The organism is Sorangiineae bacterium MSr12523 (assembly GCA_037157775.1).
Classification (GTDB): domain Bacteria; phylum Myxococcota_A; class Polyangia; order Polyangiales; family Polyangiaceae; genus Pendulispora; species Pendulispora brunnea.
The window spans coordinates 7,466,720-7,491,546 of record CP089982.1 but is presented as its reverse complement, the minus strand read 5'-3'; the positions used below and the strand labels follow the sequence as shown (position 1 = coordinate 7,491,546).

Below are 24,827 nucleotides of genomic sequence, written 5' to 3'. Positions count from 1 at the left end.
TTCTTATTTTCGAGACTTTCTGGACGTGAGAATCCAATGAAAAAGACTCGGCCCTCCGCCATGTCGGAGGCTATGCTCCGACGGACCGTCATTTTGAGGCGCAACCTCAATGCCTTCATTTCGCTCTCATTGATTCCGATGCTGGTCCTGGGGCCGATGCCCCTGCGTGCCTTCGCGGAAGAAGGGAGCAAAAACTCGCAGCCCTCGGACGCCGCGGAACCTTCGAGCACGAGCGCCGCATTGGCCGCAGATCCCGTGGGAAATGTGTCCAGTAACCCCCCTTTTCAGGGCCCGGTCTCGGTGGATTCTGCCGAGGGAAGCGCCGGTCAGGCAAGCGTTGATCCATCGACGGGGGCGTCGAGCGCATCGATCGCGTTCCGTCTGCCACGGGCGCGCGGTCAGGCGCAGCCGAGTCTCGGCGTTTCGTACAGCTCTTCGGGAGGGAATACCGAGGTAGGCTATTCGTGGTCTCTCAATGTTCCCCGAATCGAACGTGAGAACCGAGGCGGCGGGCCGCGATACGATGATAACGACCGACTTCGAATCAACGGGGCGGAACTCGTCAAGATTTGCACGGTCGGACAATGCTCCGGACTCCTGGCGGGCGAGATCCTTCCTGACAACATCGAGAGCGGCAGCAGCTATTTCCGCACCCGCGTCGACAATGGCACTCGATACTTTCTCTCCAAAAATGGTCGCACCTTTTTCGCGTTCGAAAAGTCAGGAGTAGTCGCGGAGTTTGGCGTGCCGACTGACGATTCCGCCGACTTGGGTGGCGTGGACCTTGCCGACGGCATCAGCTCGGACACCGCTCCAGTGTTTCGTTGGAACCTAACGAGGTTGTGGAGCCATGGCCACGCGAACGTAGTCGTCTATCGGTGGCAAAAGTTCGACGCGACGGTCGACCGTCGCAACTATCTTGTCGACGTGTTCGATACGCCACGCGCGGGTGTGTCGGGCGGCGCGCCAATCGGGGCGGCTAAATTCGCGCACCATACCCGCCTCCACTACGATCGGGTCGCCGAAGAGCGCTTTCCGGGTGCAGCCATCTGGCACGCGCGCCCTGGGTACCACCTCGCAAGAGTGGATGTCTCGAGCGCGGACTACAACGGCTCGGAGGGCGCGCCCCGTCATTTGGTCCGTCGCTATCTCTTGGAATACTATGCGCCGGGCACCTATGCGCAGCAAGCTCGGAAGTTGCTGAAGCGCGTGCATTTGATTGGGGCGTGCCCAAACACCTACGAAGATGCCAACTACGACTTGCCCGAATCCGGAGTCTGCGCCACGCAGGAGCGCGATATAGCCGGGATGACGTATACGGGTTACGCCGCATTCGATACGCATCCAAGTGCCCAGGGAAAAACGCTGCCGTTTGAACATGCGTTCTACCCGGAAAGAACGAAAATTGGATTCATCGACGTGTCCGGCATCAATAGGGCCGATGTGTTTTCCTACAGCACGCAGAGCGAGCCCGTCGAATACGGTTACCTGAGTCACGGCGCGACGGGGCCTCTTACCTACCACCGAGGCGGGGCTGTCTATTTGGAAAATGGCAACCTCGGAGCGAGTGTCGTCGGTCTTTTGCAACTAGGCGCGCAGGGCGGCTGGAACAACGACGGCAGGATGAACTTCCTGTGGCGCGGCGAGGGTGACGATGTCCGCCGCTACATGTTCTATTCATGGAAGTTCGACGTCGCCACCAACCAGTATCGCTTGGTCGGCGGGCCGGTTCAAACTCTGCCGCCAGAAGCCGCTTGGCCGATCCCCATACCTCCGCCGCCCGAAGATCGGACCTACAAGAGCGACCCGACGACTCCCATTGACATCGACGCGGATGGCAATCCGGATCTCCGCTCGACCATCATCCTGACAGCCCCCGACCCCAGTGCTGGCAAGAAGGCCAAGTATCAGGAATGCTACCTCTTCTCGACGAGGGATGCTGCTGGCAACAACGTGCCGTACTCGCGTCAGCAACCGAATACTAAATGCATTCCGGATGAAAGCTCTGAAAACTACGAACCTCGAGTTCTGGACGGCAATTACGATGCAGATTTCAATGGAGACGGGATTCCTGATCGGATTCGGTCTTCTTGGCGGAATCGTATACCGGATATTGAGCACCCGATATTTGATCAACACTGGACTGTCGAGTTCGGTCTGGGCAACGGTTCGTACGAGCCGGCGCGCACGATCGATGGGGGACCCACCAATGCCTATCCACCGAACTTCACGAACTTCGTCGCAGATCTGAACTCGGACGGTATTGCCGATCGCATCGATTTGCGAAACGCAAACTACGGAGGTGCAGGGGATCCCAATCCCGGAATCGACATCTTCTTGGGAGACGGTTGGCGCTGGAATCAGGTCGCACATCTGAACCCCGGAGATCCTGACATCCCCAACTGGGCGACCATTTATCCGACGCCCGGTGGAACGCAGGCGTACCACCAGCCGATGCAGCTGCACTTCGCCAGCCAACTCAATAATGGCTTGGTGAGGATGATAATCACGGCGCAGACTTCGGAGCAGTACCGAAATATCGCTCACGTCGAATTCATCGACACCTCGCCCGACAATGGCGCGCGTCCCGCGTTGCTCAGCACGATTGGCAATGGTCTCGGCGCGACGACTTCGCTGCAATACGAGGTCGTTCCCGGGATACCGGGCGCACTACACCGTGTGAAGAACATCAGGGTTACAGCTACGGGCACGGCCCAGGAATCGGGCGGGCCGTACGTCACGAGCTACGAATACGACGGGCCCGTGTACGACTACGTGGAGCATCAGTTTCGAGGATTTCGCAAGGTTCGTACGACGTCAGGCGACGCGGCGGATCCCAAACGCGTGATCAGCGAAACGCGCTATTTGATTGGAAGCTGCCAGGCTCAAGGCCAAGAGATCCCTTGCGCCGCCGCCGTGGACAATCCCACGATGGCCGTTCGCAACCTCCCGGTCTCGGTCGATCAGTTCGACGCGAATGGCGTGCATTTGTCGACGAGCCATCAGCAGTACCAGATGAATAAACTCTACGATGGGATGGACGGCCGTAAAGTGCGGCAGATCTACGTCAGCCAAACCGACACGTGGACGTTCGACACTGCGGACTTCGTTGCGGATGGCGGGCCAACGGACTTCGTGGATTTGGCGTCGAACGAGGGATTGACGCTTAATGGACGCGACACGATTGCGTCGCACACCAACTCCGTTCACACGCGTACGACGCAGGAGCTCGATCGCTTCGGCAATCCTACGATTCTGGCGGACTATGGCGTAATGGAATCGTTCGACCCGATCATTCCGAAGGATTCTGCCATTGTCAATTACACGGTGTGGACACTGCAGCCTGGCGACACGAGCCACTGGATCTGGCGGCCGAAGGATAGCTATGTCCGAGAGTCCATTGGCGCGCCGAGTTTGAGGCACTCGAGCTTCGAGTACGACAATTTCGGTCAAGTGTTGAAAACGTACGCAGATCTGAGCGGAACGTTGCCTTTGCAACGTTTCCACGAGGACCCTGACAAGATGGTTGCACCGCCACCCGCAGATGCCTCTCAAAATGGCGACCATCAGCTCCACTCCGAGGTCGCTTACGACAACTTCGGCAATGCCGTCCGCGTGAAGAATGCCAAGGGTACACGCTGTGCGGATACCAGGTTCGATGGTCCATTCGCGCAACTCGCCGTGGCCCACCTTGCCTACAAGCACGGGTGCGGTGGCGATGCCCTTACAACGTCGACTTCGTACGACCGCGGCCTCGAGGTGCCAACGTCATCGACGGCCCCGACGGGTGCCACGTCGACGGTGGAGTATGACGGCTTCGGACGTCCCACGCGGATCTACAAGGCCAACGTGACTCTTGGGATACTGCCGCAGAGCGAACCTTCGTCCCGGTTTACGTACTTCGATGTTCCCGGTGGGCCGTATCAACGCGTGCAAGCGGAGGTCCGGGACGACGATGGAGATTCGCCGCGCTATCACAGTGCCTGGACGTACACCGATGCTTACGGGCAAATCATCGCGACATTTTCGGAGGCCGATACGTCGGCGGGCGATGCGGATCCCTACATCATCCGTGGCAGGGTCGAACGAGATGGCCGGGGATTCGTGGTCCGGGCGTACGAGCCATACTTCAGCGGCGAGTCGCCCTCGACGTACGCGCCACCCGCTGTGCCAGGTTCGATTGCGTCCCGGGTTGCTTTGCATGACGCCTTCGGCCGGGTGACAGATACCTTCGGTTTGGAAGGAGAGCCGACAAGCAAGACTCGTTACTACGCTCTCTCGGAGGACAACTTCGATGCTGCGGACCTGGGGCAAGGCTCCACATCTTACCCGGCGCGAACGATTCGAGACGGGCACGGGCGTCCAACCGGCTCGCTACAGAATACGAATCAGAATGGGACGGCGGATTCCATCTCGACGCGCGTGATCTATGCGCCCACTGGCGAGGTGAAGAAGGTCCAGCGCACGCACACCGCTAGCAGCGATGTCTACACGCGCGAGATGACCTACGACTCGTGGGGTCGTCTCGTGCAAACCGCGGAGCCAAACACGTCGACCGGCTTCGGCACCACCAGCTTGAAGACGTGGCGCTACGCCTACAATGACTCGAACGAAATCGTCGGTACGAGCGATGCTCGAGGTTGCGGCAAGAACGTCGAATGGGACGGTCTTGGACGTATGGTTTCGGAGACCTACTCTCCCTGCCTGTCGAGCCAGCATCCGTACGACCAGCACGTGACGAACCTGTACGTGTATGATTCGCCGGAGGAGGGTCAGGAAGGCGCCGCGAATCCGGCGTTGTGGGCCGGCAAGCTCGCTGCGATGTACGATCGCGCGCAGCACTCGCGCCTTACCTACGACGGGCGAGGGCGCACGATCGTGATTCAGCGGCAGCTCGCCGTTCCTGATCCTGATGGTCTTGCGTACGGCGGTGGGGGAGGGGTGCCATCCACACCAGGAGGCGAGTATGCCCCACACTGGTATCGGACCGCGTTTTCGTACGATGAAGCGGAACGCGTAAGGGGGCATGCGGTCGGTGCGCGATCCGCCGAGGTGCCGGAACTTTACGGTAACCCCGTGAGCCAGGGGTGGCTTACGAGCAATGACGTCATTGTAACCACCTATTCGGGCCGCGGGGTCACCAAGACCATCGGGACCAGCTATGGAGACCTGATTCTTGGTAAAAAAGTGGAAGCGGACGGATTTGTAGACCGCGTTACGTTTGGGGACACCTCCCAGGCTGTCCAAACGTCGGCGACGTTCGACCCGGATCCGCGACGACGCCTTCGCCATACGGCGGTGAAACAAGAAACCTCGACTCCGAAGGTCATTCAGGATTGGACTTTCGATTATGACGCGATCGGAAATCCACTGCGCGTAGCGGACGGGCGCAACGCTGCGGAATGGCCTGACGGCGCAAAGCCTGTGAATCGTCAGTTGACCTATGATGATCTGAGCCAGCTTCGACGCGTTGACTACAGTTATGTCACGTCGACTACGGACGACAAGCAGGTCCCACTGTTCGATGCGGAGACCAAGAGCGGCGACACGCGGCCTATTCCGGAAGGGAACCAAGACAAGCGCGTGAGGTGGCAAACGTACGACTTCGACTGGCAAGGCAACTTGACGAAGTCGGACGACGATGCGCACGCGTTTCACGACCGGTCCATGGGAACCGCGACTTACGGGAGCGCAATGAACGGACCCAATCGCATCGCATCGGCGGAAGGGCCACGGGGGCACGCGAATGCCAGCTATGACGCCGCGGGCAACTTGACGAAGCTCACGGTCACGAAACCAGGCCCGACCGGTGCGACGCTGAATATCGTGTTTTCATACCAGTGGGATGAGATCGGCCGATTGGTTCGCGCGAACCGTGAGCCAATCGTTGGAGTGAGCGGCGACCGCGGCGCCGATTTTCACTACACGTACGACGCAGGCGGCCAGCGGATTACCAAGTCAGTCGAGGATCCGCACACCCACGAGCGCACGTACACGAGCGAAATTTTCGCCACACTTCGACTGGAGCACGCCCGCTTCCAAAATGGCGATTACGAGCGTACGAAGGACACCGTTACGGTGTACCTGATTGCCAACGGCAATCCTCTTGCGCGCGTGATTTACGACGAGCGGTTGCCTCAAGGTCGAGTTGGTGGCGCCCAACATATCTTCTTCATGCTCACCGACCCGATGGGGTCCACGAGCGCCGTCATCGACAAGTGGACGGGCGAACTGGTCGAGCGCACGACGTACCAAGCCTTTGGCCAGGGCGAGAGCGATTATCGTCCAGAGAGATGGAAGGCGTATCGAGAGCATTACCGGTTTAGCGGCAAAGAGGACGACGTTGGTGTCGGGCTCACGTATTTTGGTTTCCGATATTACGTGCCCGCTCTCGGTCAGTGGGCCAGCGCCGACCCGCTTACGGTGCATGCACTTCAGAGCGATTTGAATCCGTATGCCTACGTCTTTGGATCACCGCAGCACCTCACGGACCTAGGGGGCTTGTTTAGTACGAATAAAATTACGGTCACGAACGCAGGCACCGAGGGTGTGAGCTACTCAAACGGCAGCGGATTGATGGCGGGGTACAGTGGCGATGCTTTCCAAACTTGCGACATACCTAAGGGGTGGTGCATGCAGGTGGTAGACGTCATAAACCCGGGTCTGACCGCTACTGCTGTCTCTAAAGATAAGGACCAACGCTCACCGGAACAGATGCTCGCGCTGGGCGTCGCGTGGGCGAACTTTGCCCTCGAGGCGGAGCGGAGAGCCAACCTCGAACCCAAGGGGTGGGGCGATACCGCAGTTCTCCTGGGCAAGGGCGCTTGGAACAGCGTCGCAAGCACTCCCTTCAACGCTATGAGGAACGATCCGATACTAGGGCGGGCGTTCGGGGACAGCATTAATGCGGCGCAGTCAGCGGTCACGTTCACGCCGCCCACCACGCCCTACGCGCAGTCAGACTTCGAGGCTGGCGAATTCATTCCGACGGCAGTCGCGATTGTAGCGGGTGGACTCGGCGCCATCGCCCAAGCGGGCGCCGCAGGTGACGGCTTGTCACTGATCGCTCGCGAGGGGTGCTTCACCGAGGGCACGCTCGTGACGACGTGCGATGGGAGCAAGCAGCCCATCGAGACGATTCGGCCGGGCGACTCAGTGCTGTCATGGAACGAGGTGACGGGAACGCCACAGTGCCAAGTGGTGGTGCGGACCACTGTGCGTCCGTCAGAAGAGCTTGTGGACGTGGCCCTCACTACGGCTGCCGGATACGGCGACCTGGTGCACACCACATCGGAGCATCCGTTCTGGGTAGAAGGCAAAGGCTGGACTGGCGCGGGGGCATTGACAGTCGGCGATGAGGTCCGCGACGTGGATGGCGCCCGGCTTCTCGTGAAGGATAGCGAACGCAAGTCAGGTATTGCGACCGTCTACAATTTCGAGGTTGCCGGCAATCACTCATACTTCGTCGGTGAGCTGCAAGCCCTCGTGCATAATATCTGCGGCGCTGCAGCAGAGGAGTTTAATGCTGCTGCGGGTGCAGGGTTTGATAGCTTCGCGCATTTCAAGGGGGTCGTTGGCGAAGCTGGCGCAGACTCGCAGTGGCACCATGTCGTTGAGCAGACCTCCGCGAACGTGGCTCGGTTTGGTGAGCAATCCGTCCACAACACTGGTAACCTGGTTCGTGTCAATACTGAAATTCATCAAGAGATAAGCGCCTACTACAGTTCGAAACAACCGTTTACAAGCGGCATGACTGTACGCCAATATCTGTCCGGACGTTCTTTCGCGGAACAACAGACGTTCGGCCGGGAGGTTCTCCGGATGTTTGGTGTTTCACAGTAACGAGGAATCACTCATGGAAACGATTGAAGAGCTGCTCATTCGCTATCAAGAGGCCGCCTCCAAACATGGAACTGCAACACGGTCTGGAGCCTCAGAGGAGGCCAACGAAGCTCATGACTTGATCGCGGCGACATACGCGGAGATACGCCGCCGCGGTGAGCAACGAAAGCTTCTCCCTCTCTTAACGGATTCAGACGTGGGCATCCGACTGTGGGCGGCCGCTCATGCACTCGAATTTGCACCGGAAGATGGTGAACGCGTGTTGCAGGCCATTGAAACGGGCCAGCATCGCCTTTTGTCCTTCTCCGCTAAGGTAACCCTTCAAGAGTGGCGAGCAGGTCGGCTCAAGTTCGCATGACTCGACCGCCACGCACCCCGGGCGTCCTTTGCGCGTTTGGCGTGCTGAGCGAATGCGATGGACGTCGTGCCGTGGCCTATTCCGGAGACGCCGTTTAAGCTCGACGACGGGAGAAGCTTTAACATGATATTCATTTTCTCGACCCGTGTTGAATGGGCAAGCTTCTCGGCTCTCGCTATCTTCGCGACAATGCTGCAGGGCTGCTCAAGTTCCGACAATGCTGACGCCACCGATGGCTCCGACAATTCGGACACCGGTACATATACCCAGGAAGAAGCCATCGCGGTCCTGAGGCCGGCCTATTGCGAGTCGTTGCGGGACTGTTGCCAGGTGGGGAAGCTCGAATACGATGTGTCGCAGTGTGGCACCCCGTGGCAGTGGTGGTGGCCCGGGCCGCCCATACCAGGGCTTGAGTACAAGCGCTCGGTCATACGGAAGTGCGCGGAAGCGGTGCGTGCGCGGATGGCCCTGTGCACCGATAGCTTGGCGTCGCCGGATGCGACGGCGCGTGCCGATTGGGCCGTGGAGCTCGCGTGCACCAATTTGAATGCGGGTCGGGGAGGTCCGGGGCAAGCGTGCACGGATGCTCTCGACTGTGCCGATTCGGGGCCCGGGACGCATGCCGTCTGTCTAAGTTTCGGGATCAACCCCAACCAGGGGGAGCGGGACGACAAGTGTTATCTCGCGAGATGGAATCTCGCGATGGGCGAAACCTGCGAGGCGATTTCGAAGGACAAGTTCGAACGTCGCTCGTGCGATCCTCTGATCGGATATTGCTCGCGACCGGGAAATACGCCGACCGGGATCTGCAAGCCGTTTGACGCGCTCGGTGAGCCGTGCGATGGAGATCATTGCGCGTACGGTGGATATTGCCATCCGCAGACGAAGGTGTGCACCCGCTCTCCGCGCATCGGTGAGGCTTGTGACCGGCAAGTCTCGTGCAACCCAGAACTCACCTGCATCGACACGGCGACAAATCGTCCATGCGATGAGCTTTCGGCCGGGCAGGAGTGCAAGGGCACGTGCCACCGCTCATCCAATGGCCCACCCCATTACGAGGTGTCGCGTGCCACGTGTGCCTTTGGTGCCGGTGGGGCTCCGCGCTAATACCGCTCCACCGCGGGCGGTACGGCCGTCGAGCCCGAGAGCCCCAAGGTGCCGTCGTAAATCTTCCTCCAGCTGCCGTCTTTGATGGCCGCCTCGAGGACGTCGTTGATCGCGTTGCGGAATGCGATGTCCTCTTTGCGGACGCCCACGCCGTATTTCTCTTGGCTGAAGGGCTGGCCGACGACCTTCATCTTGGCGGGCATTTGGGCGGCGAAGCCCTTGAGGATGGCGTCGTCGGTGGTGACGGCGTCGGTTTTCTGGTCGAGCAATTGCGATACGCATTCCGAGGGGGCCTTGAACTCGGTGATGTTCGCATCGTCGGTCAGTTTGAGGGACCGCACCCGCTGCAGGGGTGTGGAGCCCGTGGAGGCGCAGACGCGTTTGCCCTGGAGGGAATCTTTTCCGGTGATGGCCGACTCGGATTTGCGCACCAGGAGATCTTGCCCGGCAATGAAATAAGGGCCGGCGAAGCCGACTTCGTTTTTGCGCTTGTCGGTGATGGAATAGGTGCCGATGTAATAGTCGATTTCGCCGCCTTTGATGGCCGTCTCGCGGTTCGTGGTGGGGATTTCGCGGTATTCGATTTTGGCGGAGTCGATGCCCAGTCGGGCGGCGACGAGTCGGGCCATTTCCACGTCGAAGCCGCAGCGCTTTCCGTCGGCGTCTTTGTAGCCCAGGTTTGGCTCGTCGGCTTTGACGCCGACTACGATTTTGCCGGTCTGCCGAATCTTCTCGAATGTGGGGCTGCCCTCGATGTTCACGCCCTTCGCGGGTGTCAATTCGATTCCCGAGGCGACGCACTTGTCGCCGGTTCCAGCTGCGGGATTTCCACCCTTGCCGCAGGCGACGGTGACGAGTGCCATGACCACAATCCATTTCATCGTGTTCCCCTCCTCGATAAATCGAGCGCACGCTGGTGCTCGAGAATGTGTTCCCGTGGTGGCGGCAAGGTCGAGACGGCGCCCGTGGGGAAAAAGCCCAACCGCGCGTAGAACGCGATGGCTCGCGCATTGGTGTCGGCCACGTCCAACAGCAGCTGCCGAAATCCCTGCGCCCGGGCCCATGCGGCCACCGCCCCAACGAGCGCATCGCCCACGCCTTGGCCGCGCGCCTCGGGGGCGACCCACATCGAGAGCAGTATGGCCGCATCCTCCACGTCGTCGTGCGGCGCGCCTCGCGCCAGCCCGATATCCATCCCATCCCGCGCAGCCACGAAGGTGGCGAGCTTCTCGAGCTGCGACGTCCATGTCTCCGCACGCCAAGCGTTGGCTTCCTCGAAGGTCGTGCCAAAGGCATCGGGCGCATCGCGAAGGGCACGCAGCCGGACGGCGCGAAGCCGGGGACCTTCGTCGGCGGTGAGGCGATGAATCTCCACGCGGCCGCATTCTACGAGCTTTGACCTACGGCCATTCGTACAAATGCACATTTGCGGTCGCCGGCGGCCACCCTAAATACTGCACCCACACATGTACATGCCCGGCCATTTTCGCGAGGAGCGCACTCATGTGCTGCACGACACCATCGTGCGCATCGGCTTTGGCACCTTGGTGACCTACGGGCCCGACGGGCTCGAGGCGACACACCTACCGATTCACGTCGACCCGAACGAGGGCCCGCTGGGGACCCTCTACGGCCATGTCGCGCGCGCCAATGCGCAGTGGCGAACGGCCTCGAAGGACATCGAATCGCTGCTCACCTTTACCGGCCCGCACGCCTACATTTCGCCGTCGTATTATCCGAGCAAGCGTGAGCACGGGCGCAGGGTGCCGACCTGGAATTACATCGCGGTGCACGCCTACGGAGCCCTCGAGACCATCGAGTCGCCGGCGCCGCTTCTGAGCATCGTCTCGCGCCTGACCGACAAGCACGAGGCCGGGCGGGCGCACCCCTGGAGCGTCGACGACGCGCCGCCGAAGTACATCGAGGGCCTCCTTCGCGCCATCATTGGCATTCGCATGCCCATCGCGCGCCTCGAGGGAAAGTGGAAACTCGGGCAAAACCTGTCGCCGGCGGACTTCGAGGGCGCGGCGGCCGGGCTCGAAGCCTCCGAGACCGAGCGCGAACTCGCCCGCATCATGCGCGGCCTTCAAGCAGCGCCGGATGCCGGCGGTGCCAGGACGTGACGCCCTGGAAGGCCACCCCGGCCCGGATCAGGGTCGCCTCGTCGTAGGACTTCGCCACGAGCTGAAAGGCGAGGGGCATCCCGCCGGGCGTAAAGCCTCCGGGCAACGTCAAGCTCGGGTGACCGGTCATGTCGAACGGGCACGTGTAGCGAAGCAAACGCGTAACGAGCTCGGGCCGTCCGCCCAGCGCCGTCATATCGGCCAACGTCGGCGGCGCGAAGGGGTGCACGGGAAGGAGCAACAGATCGATCGCATCGAGCACCGCGTCGACCAAGCCGCGGAAGTGCATGCGGCGCAGCAGCACCTTTTGGTACGCGGTCGCGGAGAGCGCGCGACCGTCCTCGAGGACCTGCGCGAACACCGGGCCGTACTCGCTCTTGCGCGCAGGATACGTCGCCTCGTGGGCGACGGCCGCCTCCACGGCGCAGATGGGAAACCAGTCGGCGATGGCTTGCGTCACCTCGGGAAAGCGCACGGGAACGAGATCCGCTCCGAGCGCGGCAAAGGCCTCGATGGCACCCGCAAGCATGCCCTTCGTCTCGGGGGCGACGTCGTCGGTCCACGCTTCGTCGATGCCAATGCGTAGCCGGTGCACGCCACGGGAAGCTCCCGCGAGGTAATCGGGCACCGGCTCGAGGCTCGCCGTCGGATCCTTCGGGTCGTCGCCCGCAAGGACGCGGAGCATGGCGCCCGCATCGGCGGCGCTGCGCGCAATCGGTCCAATGTGATCCATCGACGCAGCAAGCTCGAACACGCCGTAGCGGCTCACGCGGCCCCACGTCGGTTTCAGGCCGGTGACGCCGTTGGCGGCGCACGGAAAGCGGATCGAACCGCCCGTGTCGGATCCGAGCGAGCCATGACAGAGCCCCGCCGCCGTGGCCACGCCCGAGCCGCTCGAGGACATCCCCGGCCAAGCCTCGGCATCCCATGGATTCTTCGGCGGCACGATGGACGCGTGATGGTCCGCGTACGCGGCCTCGGTGAGCTGCAGTTTGCCGAGAAGCACGGCGCCGGCCTCCTTCAGACGACGCACGACCGTGGCGTCCTCCGTCGGGCGATGCCCGGCATGAACGGCCATACCCGCCGCGGTGGGGATGCCCTCGGTCCAACAGAGATCCTTCACCGCGATGGGTACCCCGTGCAGCGGCCCGCGGTATCGGCCCGCGGCCATTTCGGCATCCGCCGCCTCGGCCTGGGCCAACGCCGCATCGGCGGTCACGTGCGCATAGCTGCACAGCGCACCGTCCAACGCGGCAATGCGATCCAGTTGCGCGCGCGTCACGTCGAGCGACGAGACTTCGCGTCCGCGGAGGTGGGCCGCGAGCTCCATGAGCTCGAGGAAGTGCGTATCCATGATCGATCTCCTTGTGTGAATGCCGTGAGTACCGCCGTGAAAATGACCACCATCCATGCGCGACGGAGCCCGTCCAAGCCTCCCGCCGCATCGGTGCCCAGCACGGAAACGAGAACGGCGACACCGAAGGCCGAACCGAGCTGCCGTGCCATCGTCAACACCGCCGACGCCGACGCGAGCTCCTCACGCGGCACGGCATCGGCGGTGGCGAAGAGCGTGGGCTGAAGGAGCCCGTTGGCCACGCCCCAGAGGAGCAGGCTCGGAAGCACGACGAGTGCGTACGCCGGCGAGGTGCGCGCCACCACGAGGGGCCATGCCGCCGCCACGGCGAAGAGCGCGGCCCCCGCGAGGACGACCTTCCGCGGACCGATGCGCGCTGCGAGGCGTCCGGCGAAGGGCGATACGATGCTCGCGGTCATGGGCCCCGGCGCGATCGCGAGCGCTGCATGCAGCACCGAGAAATGCCAGCCGTCGGTGAGCAGCAAGGTGGAGCCCAGGAGCATCCCGGAGAAGCCCACGTAGTACGCGAAGATGCCGCACGCCCCGCTGCGGAAGCGATCCACGCCGAACAGCGCCGGCGAGACGATGGGCTCGGGATGCAGGCGAATGTGCGCCACGAAGGCCATCGCGAGAAGGAGACCCACGCCCAGCGCAGACCACGTGCGCCACGGTACCCACTCCCGCGCCTCGACCAGCGCCGTGCACACGAGCCCCATCGCGAGCGAAATCAAGAACGCGCCCAGCGCATCGATGCGCCGCCGGACGCGCGCGTCACCGCGGGGCAAACACAGCGCGCCAAGGACCACCGCCAGGACGACGAGCGGGACATTGATGAAAAAGATCCAGCGCCAGCTCAGGGTCATGAGCAAACCCCCGAGCACCGGTCCGCTGCTTGCGGCGACTGCTCCCACGGCGGCCCAGATGCCCACGGCCATGCTGCGCCGCTGCGAAGGGAAGGCCGACAGCACGAATCCGAGCGATGTGGGCATGAGCATGGCCGCGGCCATCGCCTTGAGGGCCCGCGCGGCAATCAGCGCGGAGAGCGCCGGCGCGAGTGCGCAACCCAGCGACGCGAGGCCGAAGAGCACGAGGCCGGCGAGAAAGCAGGCGCGCCGGCCGACGCCATCGGCGAGCCGCCCGGCAGGAATGAGAAACGCCGCCAGCAGGATGGCGTACACGTTCAGGATCCACGACACCTCCGAGAGGGTCGTCGGCGCAAAGGCTCGCTCGAGCTCCGGATAGGCGATGCTCACCACCCAAAGGTCCAGAACGGTGAGGAAGTTCGCCGCCGAAGCGACCGCCAGCACGAGCCAAGGCTTGCCTTGGAGTCGATTCATGAATGGGACGATGCGGCGAGAGCGCATGGTCAACCAGTGGCAAGAATGACAATGTGCGCTAAATAAATGACATGCGTTCCCGTCGCGTCCTTCTCGCCGTCAGCGACGACGTGCCCATCTTCGAAGTCGCCATTCCGTGCGAAGTCTTCGGGCGCCAGCGGCTCGACCTCATGGATCCCTGGTACGATCTGCGCGTCTGCGCACGCGATCCCGGTCGCACGCGCACCGCGGCAGGCTTCGTCGTGGGTACGGCCTACGGGCTCGACCAGTTGAGCAAAGCCCGCAAGACGGACACGGTGATCGTCCCGGCGTGCGCCAACGTACTCGAGTCGTCGCCGCCCGATCTCGTTGCCGCCGTGCGGAAGGCGCACGCGCGCGGTGCGCGCATCGTATCGCTGTGCACGGGCGCGTTCGTTCTCGCCGAGGCGGGACTGCTCGATGGGCGGCGGGCCACCGTGCACTGGATCTACGCGGACCGACTCGCCAAGCGCTACCCCAAGGTCACCGTCGATCCCTCCGTGCTCTACGTCGACGATGGCGATGTGCTCACGAGCGCCGGCGTCGCCGCAGGGCTCGATCTATGTCTTCACGTGGTGCGCTTGGACATGGGGCCACGCATTGCGAACCTTCTCGCGCGCCGCCTGGTCATCTCGCCGCATCGGCCGGGCGGGCAAGCGCAATACGTGCAGACGCCGCTGCCCCAGACCGATGACAAGGGACTTGCCGCCTTGCTCGATTGGACGCTCCGCAACCTCGAGCGGCCGCTCACCATTGCCGATCTGGCCAAGCGTCAGCGCCTCACCCCGCGCACGTTGATCCGGCACTTTCGCGCGGCGACGGGCATGCCGCCGCTCAAATGGCTCCTCCTCCAGCGCGTTCAGAAAGCGTGCTCCTTGCTCGAGTCGACGCGCGAGCCTCCCACGCGCATCGCCGAGCTTTGCGGACTGGGGGGCGAGGCCAACCTGCGCCATCACTTCGCGCGCATCGTGGGCGTGCCCCCCACCGAGTACCGCCGCACCTTCGAACGCGCCTCAGCGTGAGCGACGGCGGCGCACGATCCAGAGAGGAATCAGTCCCGCCAAGACGACCCAACCCGCGCTCTGCGAGCCCGGTGCCGTGGAGCATCCGAAGTGCTTGCCCCGGGACGAGTAGTAATGGCGGTCCCCCATTCCATTGTAATATTCGCCGCCGGGGGAGATGCACTCCTCGAGCCGGAGATCGGCGGTTTGCACAGCCTCGTCGCGGTTGGCCAGGGAGAAGGCGCGCACGTTGGACTCGCTGATGGTGAGCAGCTCCTCACCGTTGGCGAAGGCGCGGCGCGGGTGACCGCGCAAGGGAAGCAGGGCGCGCTTCTCCAGCGGGCGGAGGCTCGTGTGGGACCAGTCGACGAGCTGCACGCCGCCCCCCGTCGAGGTGCAGCCCTTCTCGTAATAAGACTTCCCGTCGGCATAGGGAATGACCACGAGATCCGTGCCCTGGCCGTTGCCGATGATGCGGAAGGCCTTTTGAATGCGATCCTGATCCTCGGGGAGCATGTTCACCGCAGCCGCGCCGCCCCAGTACATGTACGGTCCGAAGGAGACGCGCTGGGCCAGCCGCGGGTGGTCGAGATCCTCCACGCTGATGAGCGACACACTGAGCGGCGCCGTGATGTCGCTCGAGTCGACACCCAAGCCGAGCACCTGATTGCCCCGCGGCTCCATGTGGAAGATGTAGCCGGGCATGTGAAGCTCGCCGCGCTGGCGCGGGGCCGCCGGATCGGACAAATCGATGACGAAGAGCGGATCCTGCACGCGGAACGTGATGGCGTACGCGCGCTCTTTGTCGAAGCGAACCGCCCGCAGGCCCTCCTGCATGGGAAGCCGGAGCCTCCCGTACCCGAGGCGCGTGAAGGTTCCGGGCCCCTCGATTTTGAACGTCTCGACCACGGGCATGCCCGAGCCATTGACCGAGGTCCCCGCGCCGCGTTGGGTGACCACGCGGAGGACGCCGTCCGTTTCGTCGACCTGCCAACGACTCAACACGGGACCCGCCAGCGGAAGCGTGGTGGTGCGAACCAGCGCGCCTTTGGGATCCGTCACATCGACGACCTCGAGCATGCCCTCGCCGTAGCCCAAGTCATCGGGGTAGTCGGCGTAGGGCGAGTCGGCCATGCCTCCGATGTAAAGTCTGTCCTTCGTGGCCACGATGCTTCGCTTCCACGGCATCTGCGTAAAGGTGTTCGAGCCCTGCAAGGGGCCGCTCGCGAAGGCGAGTTGGTCGACGAGGCGCAGCTGCGAGGGCGCGGAAAGATCGAAGCTCGTGAGCAAGGTGCGCGGCATCGGGCCACATTTCCAGCACCGGCCATTGTCGTAGGTGACCAGATAGAGAACGTCGCCCACCATGCGCGAATCGGCGACGTCGCCCGGAATGGGGAAGGTGTCGACCGCCTGGGGGCGCGTCGGATCGGAGACATCGATCACCACGACGGCCGCCCCCGAATCGGCGGGGCGGGGGCGATAGGAGGAGCCCATAGGATTGCACGGCGTGCCGTCGGGCATGTACGCCCCATTGACCATGGCGACGAGTTGATCGCCGCGCCGATACATTTCGAACGGCTCGCCCGCAATGCGGAGCTGCCCGAGGAGCGTGAGCTGCCCCGGCTGCGAGATATCCACGACGGACACGCTCCCCAAGCGCGACATGGCATAGAGGCGGCCGCCGGCGGCCTGAATGATGTCGGCCTCCGCAATGGCCCGCGACGCATCGTCCTGCATCGGCGTCTCATCGCCGGGCGGGACCTCCGCCGACGGGGGCGGCGCCGCCCCATTGTCTCCTGCCGCATAGTCCGACTCCGCGGAGGTACAGGCCGCCGCGCCCACCAGAATGGGAATCAGGAGGAGGAATGCCGCGAGGTAGCGATTGAAGCCAAGGAAGTTCATGAGCGGTCGTTTGCGCAAGCCGCGGGCCATCTGTCGCGCACGCTAGAAATTCGGCCGCGAATGATTTTGCGCGGCCTCCGGCCATGACCGCGCTGTCACTGAGGCGCGGTGCCGGGCTATGCTGCGCCGAACATGGCCTTTGCGGCCCAGTACGGGTGCGCTCGTTTACTACATCCGAGCGCCAGAATTCCGCTCACGAGGGGGGCGATTCGTTGTTTCGGATTTGACATCGCGAATCGGTCTTAGCAAACTCTTGCGATTGAGCTGAACAACTGAGTCGAGCGCCGTGAAGCCATGTCTGATAGGCGTCAAGGAGGAGGGGCCAACGCCGACAATCCGATGAATGCACGAGGTCCGCAGCATTCCTCAGGTGGGGCAGGTGGTATGGCAGGTGCGGGCGGCGTTGCCGCGGCCGCGCGCCAATCAGGCCCCGATCCACTGATTGGCCGCACCATCAATGGGCGTTACCGCATTGACGCGGTGATTGCGCGCGGTGGTATGGGCAAGGTCTATCGCGCGGAGCAGGCCCCACTCGGGCGCGTCTGCGCGTTGAAAATTCTGAGCCCACGCTACGACGGTGAGGACGATCCGGAGTTCCGGCGTCGCTTCTTCCTCGAGGCCTCCACGGCGGCGAAGCTCACGCACGCCAACACGGTGACCATCTTCGACTACGGCAAAGCCGAGAACGAAGAGATCTATTACATTGCCATGGAGTACATCGAGGGGCGCACCCTCTCGATCGCGCTGCGCGACGATGGGCCGCTCCCCGAGGAGCGCGTGCGGCATATCGCGGCACAGATCTGTCGCTCCTTGCGCGAGGCGCATGGACTCGGCGTGGTCCACCGGGATCTGAAGCCCGGCAACATCATGCTGACGAACAAGGGCGACGAGCGTGACAACGTCAAGGTGCTCGACTTCGGCCTCGTCAAAGACGTCACGACCGACGCGCAGGATCACACGCAAGAGGGCGTGTTCATGGGGTCGCCCAAGTACATGGCGCCCGAGCAGATCCTCGGTCTGGCGCTCACGCCCCGCGCGGATGTCTATTCGCTGGGCATCATGCTCTTCGAGATGCTCACCGGGAAGGTGCCGTACGACCGCGGTGGGGCCAACATCGCCACGTTGATGGCGCACGTGAACGATCCGCTGCCGAACATGCACTCGATGGCACCCTCGCTGGCGTTTTCGCCGCAGATGGAAGCCATCGTGTATCGCTGCTTGGAGAAAGATCCAGCGCGCCGGTTCGCCTCGATGAGCGCGCTGCTGCTCGCCATCAAAGGGCTTGCGGAGGATGGCTCCATCGACGTGAGCGGCCCCTTCGCTTCGCCGCGCAATCCGTTCCTTTCGCCGGATCAACCGTCAGGACCCGGGGCCGCATTGAGCATGCGGCCGCACATTCCGGTGCCGCCCTCGAGTGAGAAGACCGTGCTCGTGCGGCGGCCCGACGATGTGGTCGGGGGCACGACGGGCCGCAAGGCGTTGATGGGCGTGCTCCTTGGGGGCACGTTGCTCGTGGCGGCCGGCGCCGTGGCGGCGGTCCTGCACCTGATGTCGCAACAACGTGAGTCGGCGGCGGCCATGGCCGCAGCACCGGCCGCGCCGCAAGCCGTCTCCGCACCCGTCACGGCATCTGTCTCGGCATCGGGCGCACCGGCAGCGAGCGCCTCGCCGCGGACGATTCACGTCGAGAGTGATCCTCCCGGCGCCATTGTGTCGGAAGATGGACAAGAACTTTGCGCGAGCACCCCATGTGATGTGATGCTCTCCGGCCAGAACGCCACGAGAGAGCACCGGTTCACGATGGAGAAAAAAGGTTTCAAACCGTCTCCTCTTTCCGTCGATCCCAGGGCGGAAAGCATCAGTGTCACGCTCGTACCGGTGGCCGTTCCGCAGACTCCTCGCAAGAGGCCGGATGCCCCGAAGGGAGATCCGGCTAACGCCCCGTCGTTCAAGCCCGATCCCTACAAGCCAGATCCCTACTAGTGAGCAATTTCAAAATTGCAGCACCTCAAGAACGGCCCGCAAAGCCGGGCCTTGGGCGCGGTGCCTCTCGAAGGTACGCCTCCGGGCTTGCCTTTTTGCTGAGCATTCTCATTTCCTCGAGCGCCCTCGCAGACGCCCGAACGGAAGCTCGCCGGCATTTCAAGAATGGAATGCAATTGGTCCAGAACAAGCGATATGCCGAGGGCATCGCCGAACTGGAAAAGGCGAACGAGATTCTCCCGCACCCCAATGTCGTGTTCAACATTGCCCGTGCGCACGCGGAGGCGGGCGAGCTCGAGCCGGCGGTGGCCAGCTACAAAGAGTATATCGCGAGCAATCCGCCCGATCGGGTCGAGGTCGAATTGGTGCTCGCGCAATTGGAGGATCGGCTCGCGGCGCAGAAGGTCGCCGAGCCCAAAGCTCCGACGCCCGCACCCGACCTCACGGGCCCCACGCCCATCGCCCCAGGCGACGTGCCGGCGCCCCCCAAGCCGGTGGAGGCGAAGCCCGCCGAGCCGCAAAAGCCCGCCGCGCCGGCCCCCTTCGTGGGCGAGGCGCGCACGGAAGACGTCTACGAGGAGACGATCATCACCGCATCGCGCGGCAAGCAAAGCCCGCTGGATGCTCCTAGTTCGACGACCATCATCACGCAGCAGGACATTCGCCTGTCGGGCATCACCCGCATCCCCGAGCTGCTCCGGCGCGTCGCCGGGATGGACGTCATGCAGATCACCGGCGGCGACACCAATGTGTCCATGCGCGGGTTCAATAGCCGGTTGGCGAACAAGATCCTCGTGTTGGTCAACGGGCGTTCGGTCTACAACGACATTCTGGGCTCCACCTTCTGGGAGCTGCTCTCCGTCGATGTCGATCAAATCGAGCGAATCGAAATCATCCGCGGCCCGGGTTCGGCGCTTTACGGCGCCAATGCCTTCGCCGGCGTCATCAACATCATTACGATCGCGCCGGGTGAGGGGAAACCCGGTTTGCGCGTCGGATATGGCGATCAGCAACAGGCCTATGGCTCGGTCTGGGCCACGGGGCGCCAGGGCGACATTGGATACCGCATTTCCGCGGGCTACACGCGCTATCCCAAGTGGACGCGCGAGATTGACGGCGGGCGCACCGATTTGCTCTTCGCACCGGTCAATCAATTCACCGGCGCCGAGTCGCAGCGCATCGACATTCGCACGTCGAAACGCTTCGGCAAGGACATGTCTTTGGACATCGGCGGCGGTTATGCGAACAGCAAGCTCGACGTGTATGGCATCGGCCCGCTGAACGAATACAACTTCGACGCAGCGAACGGCGATATCACCGTCGACTTCAAGAGCAAGAACTTCAACGCCCGCACGTACTTCACGCGCCTGTCGGGCACCGGCCAGGCCGCATACGATTACATCGGCCACACGCTCTACACGTCGCACCCGCGCCAGAACGTGTTCAACACCGAGGCGGAGTTCGTCGGCACCTTCGGCGAGCAGATCTCGCACGACGTTCACTTCGGGCTGGGCTATCGCCTCAAGGACGTCAGCTGGGAGTACCTGCGCGGCAACGACATCGAGCACCACGCCTCCACGTACGTCCAAGACTCGGTTCACTTCGGCAAGCATTTCAACATCGTGGGTTCGGGGCGGCTCGACTACGTTCCCTATCTGAAGAAGATCGTTCCGTCGGCGCGTGCCTCGGTGATTTACAAGCCCACGGACCGGCAAGCGTTTCGTCTGGTGGGAGCTTCGGCCTTCCGTTCGCCGAGCTTTCTCGAGGCTTATGTCGGATTGCCGATCATGCTCACGGTGCCCGGCGCCCTCTATTATTCAGGCAATGGCCGCGAAGATGGGAGTCGATTGCAGCCGGAGCAAATCATTTCGGCGGAAATTGGATATCTCAATCAACAGAGCGATCTGTTCGAGTTCGACGTCACGGCCTATTACCAGCGGGTGACCGATCTCATTGCGGTGCAGGACAACCGCAACGTGACCCTCTCCGATCGGCAGCACGGGCTGGGAGGCTACGATCCGAGCGCGGGACGGTACACGGCCACGTTCGGCGGGTTTACCAATCAGTGCGATACGCACAACGTCGGCGGTGGCGAGCTCGGTGCGCGCATCTATCCGGTGGAAGGGCTCGACGTCTTTGCCAATTATGCATTGAACGTATCGACGCAGGACAAGCCCGCGTCGTGCCTCATTCCGGAGGACAAGCGGACCAGCCGGCACAAGGTCAACGCCGGTATCCAGGTGCGTACCAAGATGGGCCTGAATGGCGAGGTCACCTGGCACTACCAATCGGCCCAAGTGTGGCAAGAGAAGATCGCCACGCCCGACGGCATCGTGTACCAGCAGTTCGACGTGCGGGCGTACATGCTGCTCAATGCTCGGTTGGGGTATCGATTCTACAAAGACAAGGCGGAGATATCCGGTACCGTCTTCAACATTTTGGGGGATTCGGACAGCGATCCATTGCAGATGCATCCCTACGGAAATCGAATCGGCCGCCGTTTCATGGCTTTCTTCACGTACTCGCTATGAGCTCGGAAATGATGTCCCACAAGACGGATGGTCAAGAACGGTCCCGCAAGCGGGTGATTGGTGCGCGGATGCTCGCGATGGTTCTGGGGTCGCTCGCCTTCGCGGCGTGTGACGATCCGGACATCTTTTTGGCGTCGGATCAAGTCGGGCAGCCGGCGGGTGCGCTCGAGGGGACGGTGACGTACACGGGGATGCTGCCGTGCACGGAGGGCGGTCACGTGCTGGGCACCGCGAATCTCTTGGTGTTGGACGTGCGTCTCTTGCCGCCGCCCGAGGGCGTGGGGCGCTCGGCGGCGAGCTTCAACGTGGTCGCCGGCGATACTTTGTTTGCCAGTGTTCGGGGCGCGTTGACGTTCCAGCCCAATGGCGCACGCTGGTGTCCCGATCCGGCGACGCCGCCGGTGACCGTGAGCGCCACGTGGTCGGTGGGACCGCTCGCGGGCGGCGTGTACCAAGTGCGGGGCTTTTTCGACCGCGATGGGAATTTCGATCCATCGTTCTCGATATCGAATTTGCCGACGCGCGGGGACGTTGCCGGCGGGGCTATCGAGAATATCGCCGAGGTGGCGGCGGGAAGGCCTCCGCGCTATCGCCAGCTTCCGCTGGGCGAGCAAGAGTCGCCCGGTGTTTGGCAAATAGGCCCTGACGGGGCAAAAATCGGTGAAATCGCGGTCACCCTGGGGCTGCCGCTGCCGACGGAGCGGCCGATCTTCCATTCGAGGGAGGTCCTGAACCCGAAGCCGGTGCCGAATGACAATCCACTTCAAGTGGTGATGCCGGCGGACTTCCAATTGGCGAAGTTCGATCCGACGGACCCGGTTGCGTTGGAGCAGTCGTTCGTGCGCGTGCGGCTCGGGGCAGGGGTGCCCGCGACGGAGGTGGAGGCCGCGTCCAACCGGCCTTTCTCGCTTCCCGTGAGAAACGGGTCGGCGCTGATTTATACGCGCGAGGACGTCGACGGCAACGGCATCATCGATGCGGCGGACCACGTTCCCGATTCGGCATTTTTGCCATCGCTCTACCCGATGGCAGTGTTCACCAAGGTCCCGAAGACGCCATCGCGTGTGGTGTCGGGGCCGGTGGTGATTTCGCAGGGGCTGACCATCTACAAGGACATCGCGAGCACGGCGAGCGCGCCGACGGATCTGCGGGATCCGTCCGCGGATGCGATCGTGGCGGTGCGTCCTTCGGTGATCTGTCTGGATCCGCTCGATGTGAGCAAGCCGGGCGCGGTGGTGATCACGCACGAGACCGACAAGGCCGGCAACCGCATCGTGGCGGACGAGGCGGCGCTCAAAGCGGCATTGAGCGCAAAGTTCCGGCGGCCGATGGAGCTCGTATACGGCTGCCTGCCGACCGGCGCCTATGCGATGAACGTGGTGTACCCCACCGGTCAAGCGTGGACGATACCCAACGAGGCCGGGATCTGCGCCGCCTCCGAGCAACCCGCCACCGCCACGACGTGCGGCTCGCGTCCGCGTCTCGGGTCACAGACCGCGGTGCTCGCGATCATCGCACCGAGCGATCCGAGCTACTGCAGCGCGCATCCCGCCCCGGGCGTGTGCACCGGCGAGTAGTCGTAGGGCCCTGCGTCACTCCGGAAACTGAGACCAACCGGGGACGCCGTCGAACCACTGTTTCCAGGAGCTACGGAGGGCCTTTTGCATCGGGAGGTTCAAGTTGTGTCCCGATGATGCGTCGCCTCCGACGAAGACGGTGAGGCCTGCGCGCTCCAAAACGGGGCGGGCGAGGCGCGCTTGGGCGAAGCAGTGGGCGGTGCCGCAGACAAGGACGATGCGCTGGACGCCTCCGCGGGCGAGGTTGCGGGCGAACTCGGGGGAGGCGGTGGAGGCGTAGGCGCCTTCGGCGAGGAGGATCGTGGGGAACTCGGAGGCGTGGCGAACGAGGAAGGGGGCGGCGGCGGTGGCCCCCTGGGAGAAGCCGGCGTAGGTCACGGGGGCGGTGGCCACGTAAGGGCCGTAATGGCGGCGCACTTCTTCGATGGCGCGGAGTCCGAGTTGCTCGAGTTGCTCGGGGCTGCTCCAGGCGTAGACGTTGCCGCCCATGGGCGTGCCGCGCGGGCACACGATGAAGGGGTAGGCGTCGTTTCCCAGGCGCCATCCACCGCAGGCCCAATCATGGCGATCGCCGGCGCCGTGCATCGCGAGGATGAGCGGACGGGGCTCGGTGGCGCCCATCGGGACGGAGACGACGGCTTGCTGGCCTTTCCCGAGATCCAGCGTCTCGAGCCAATTGGCGCGCAACGGCTCCAACTTTTCCGGCGGGGGGCCCGCGTCGATGGTCGTCGTTTTCGCGCCCTTCGCGTGCGTTTCCAGCCATGCGAATGCCTCGCCCATGATGCGCTCTCCTTCGAGAAGCGCCCCGTGGTGCGCGTTGGGGATCTCGATGAATGTCGCGGGCACGTTTGCGCGCGTCAGTGCGGCGGCCCCCTCCTTCATCACGGCGCGGTTGTCGAAGGTGCCGGCCATGAGCACGGCACCCTCCAAGGCCGTCAAGGCACGCGCGTCGGCTGCGCGCGGTGAGCCCATGAGAATGACGCGTCGGTACTTCGATGGATATTTCGCCGCGAGCTTCTCCGCCACGAGCGCGCCCTGCGAGTAGCCGATGGCCACGATGGGGCCGGATCGCTCATCGCCGGCGGCGCGAAAGCCTGCGTCGACGCGGGCGTCGATTTTTTCGAGATCCCACGACCAGCTGCGCATGCCGCGGCCACAATCGTGCTCGCCTTGAAGCGCCATCAAGGAGCCGCGCGCCCGCGCTGCGGTTTGGAAAGCCTGGATGTAGCCGAGGCCGTGCGTGCACGCTCCATGGAAGAAGACCATGCGCTGCACGGTATTTCGGCGTCCGGGAACGTAGAAAACGGGGAGATCGCCTGCGACCTGCACCGTGCGCGCCTCGGCGTACGGCGCATCGTCCGCAATCGGTGCGGAGACGTCCGCGGCCGTCGTCTCGCTCGCAGGTGCGGGAGCCGGCGCGTTTCGGCATCCCGCGCCGAGCGCGAGCACGATCGACAGACTCAAGGGACGGAGGTGGGGCATGCGTGTTCTCTCCTGGGAGGATTCAAGTTTCGATCCTCGAAGAGGAAACGCGCGCTCGACCGTTGCTATTGCGGCCAACGGGGCTGGTGTTCAGCTGTAAGTCGCGCTGGAGCTCCCCTTGTGCCAGCCGGATCGCGCCCCAGGGCAGACGGGTGCGCGATCACGCGTTCCGCGCAACCTCGGACCTTCTTCCTCTGGCGTTCTCTCTGCCA

12 protein-coding genes and 2 pseudogenes are annotated in these 24,827 nt (G+C 63.4%); 8 read left to right on the top strand and 6 right to left on the bottom strand.

Translation table 11 applies throughout. From position 1 onward, the window contains the following. The first annotated feature begins 36 nt into the window (after positions 1-36). Both LZC95_29275 and LZC95_29270 read left to right on the top strand, forming a co-directional pair. The gene (locus LZC95_29275; protein WXA90535.1) at positions 37-7,842 is read left to right on the top strand and encodes a hypothetical protein; all 7,806 of its coding nucleotides are present in this window, start codon (positions 37-39) and stop codon (positions 7,840-7,842) included. A 13-nt stretch (positions 7,843-7,855) separates the two neighbouring features. Next, complete coding sequence (locus LZC95_29270) at positions 7,856-8,200, top strand: DUF2019 domain-containing protein (GenBank protein ID WXA90534.1); 345 nt, start codon at positions 7,856-7,858, stop codon at positions 8,198-8,200. A gap of 1,103 nt (positions 8,201-9,303) precedes the next feature. On the opposite strand, the gene LZC95_29265 is transcribed toward LZC95_29270, so the two are convergent. Together LZC95_29265 and LZC95_29260 are read right to left on the bottom strand one after the other, a co-directional pair. Next, a complete protein-coding gene (locus LZC95_29265) occupies positions 9,304-10,188 on the bottom strand; it encodes a glutamate ABC transporter substrate-binding protein (protein ID WXA90533.1) in 885 nt (294 codons plus the stop codon). Next, positions 10,185-10,682: a GNAT family N-acetyltransferase gene (locus LZC95_29260; GenBank protein WXA90532.1), complete on the bottom strand. Its 498-nt coding sequence runs from the start codon at positions 10,680-10,682 to the stop codon at positions 10,185-10,187. Before LZC95_29260 ends, LZC95_29265 begins: the two co-directional genes overlap by 4 nt. Positions 10,683-10,773: 91 nt before the next feature. Between LZC95_29260 and LZC95_29255 the strand changes: the two genes are divergently transcribed. Beyond that, positions 10,774-11,430, top strand: a complete 657-nt coding sequence (locus tag LZC95_29255; GenBank protein ID WXA90531.1) for an FMN-binding negative transcriptional regulator — start codon at positions 10,774-10,776, stop codon at positions 11,428-11,430. On the opposite strand, the gene LZC95_29250 is transcribed toward LZC95_29255, so the two are convergent. Together LZC95_29250 and LZC95_29245 are read right to left on the bottom strand one after the other, a co-directional pair. Then, positions 11,381-12,784 carry an amidase gene (locus LZC95_29250; GenBank protein ID WXA90530.1) on the bottom strand — a complete coding sequence of 468 codons (1,404 nt, stop codon included), beginning with the start codon at positions 12,782-12,784 and terminating at the stop codon, positions 11,381-11,383. The genes LZC95_29255 and LZC95_29250 overlap by 50 nt on opposite strands. Then, positions 12,709-14,121, bottom strand: a complete 1,413-nt coding sequence (locus LZC95_29245; GenBank protein ID WXA90529.1) for an MFS transporter — start codon at positions 14,119-14,121, stop codon at positions 12,709-12,711. Before LZC95_29245 ends, LZC95_29250 begins: the two co-directional genes overlap by 76 nt. A 71-nt stretch (positions 14,122-14,192) precedes the next feature. On the opposite strand from LZC95_29245, the gene LZC95_29240 reads away from it, so the two are divergent. Continuing rightward, entirely contained in the window at positions 14,193-15,161 is a 969-nt protein-coding gene (locus LZC95_29240; GenBank protein WXA90528.1) for a DJ-1/PfpI family protein, read from the top strand. Here the strand turns inward: LZC95_29240 and LZC95_29235 are convergent. Continuing rightward, positions 15,153-17,042, bottom strand: a complete 1,890-nt coding sequence (locus tag LZC95_29235; protein WXA90527.1) for a beta-propeller domain-containing protein — start codon at positions 17,040-17,042, stop codon at positions 15,153-15,155. The genes LZC95_29240 and LZC95_29235 overlap by 9 nt on opposite strands. 384 nt (positions 17,043-17,426) lie before the next feature. Here LZC95_29235 and LZC95_29230 point away from each other — a divergent pair, with 384 nt between their 5' ends. From LZC95_29230 to LZC95_29215, 4 genes and pseudogenes are all read left to right on the top strand, one after another. After that, positions 17,427-19,025 (top strand): protein kinase, encoded by a 1,599-nt coding sequence (locus tag LZC95_29230; GenBank protein ID WXA90526.1) that lies wholly within the window; start codon positions 17,427-17,429, stop codon positions 19,023-19,025. A 170-nt stretch (positions 19,026-19,195) separates the two neighbouring features. After that, positions 19,196-19,909, top strand: a pseudogene (locus tag LZC95_29225) (TonB-dependent receptor plug domain-containing protein). Further along, a pseudogene (locus LZC95_29220) lies at positions 19,895-19,984 on the top strand (TonB-dependent receptor plug domain-containing protein). The pseudogenes LZC95_29225 and LZC95_29220 overlap by 15 nt, the downstream one beginning before the upstream one ends. A gap of 1,580 nt (positions 19,985-21,564) precedes the next feature. Next, positions 21,565-23,133 (top strand): hypothetical protein, encoded by a 1,569-nt coding sequence (locus tag LZC95_29215; protein ID WXA90525.1) that lies wholly within the window; start codon positions 21,565-21,567, stop codon positions 23,131-23,133. Positions 23,134-23,148: 15 nt separating this feature from the next. Here LZC95_29215 and LZC95_29210 read toward each other — a convergent pair whose 3' ends face one another. After that, complete coding sequence (locus LZC95_29210; protein WXA90524.1) at positions 23,149-24,615, bottom strand: hypothetical protein; 1,467 nt, start codon at positions 24,613-24,615, stop codon at positions 23,149-23,151. Positions 24,616-24,827 lie beyond the last annotated feature (212 nt).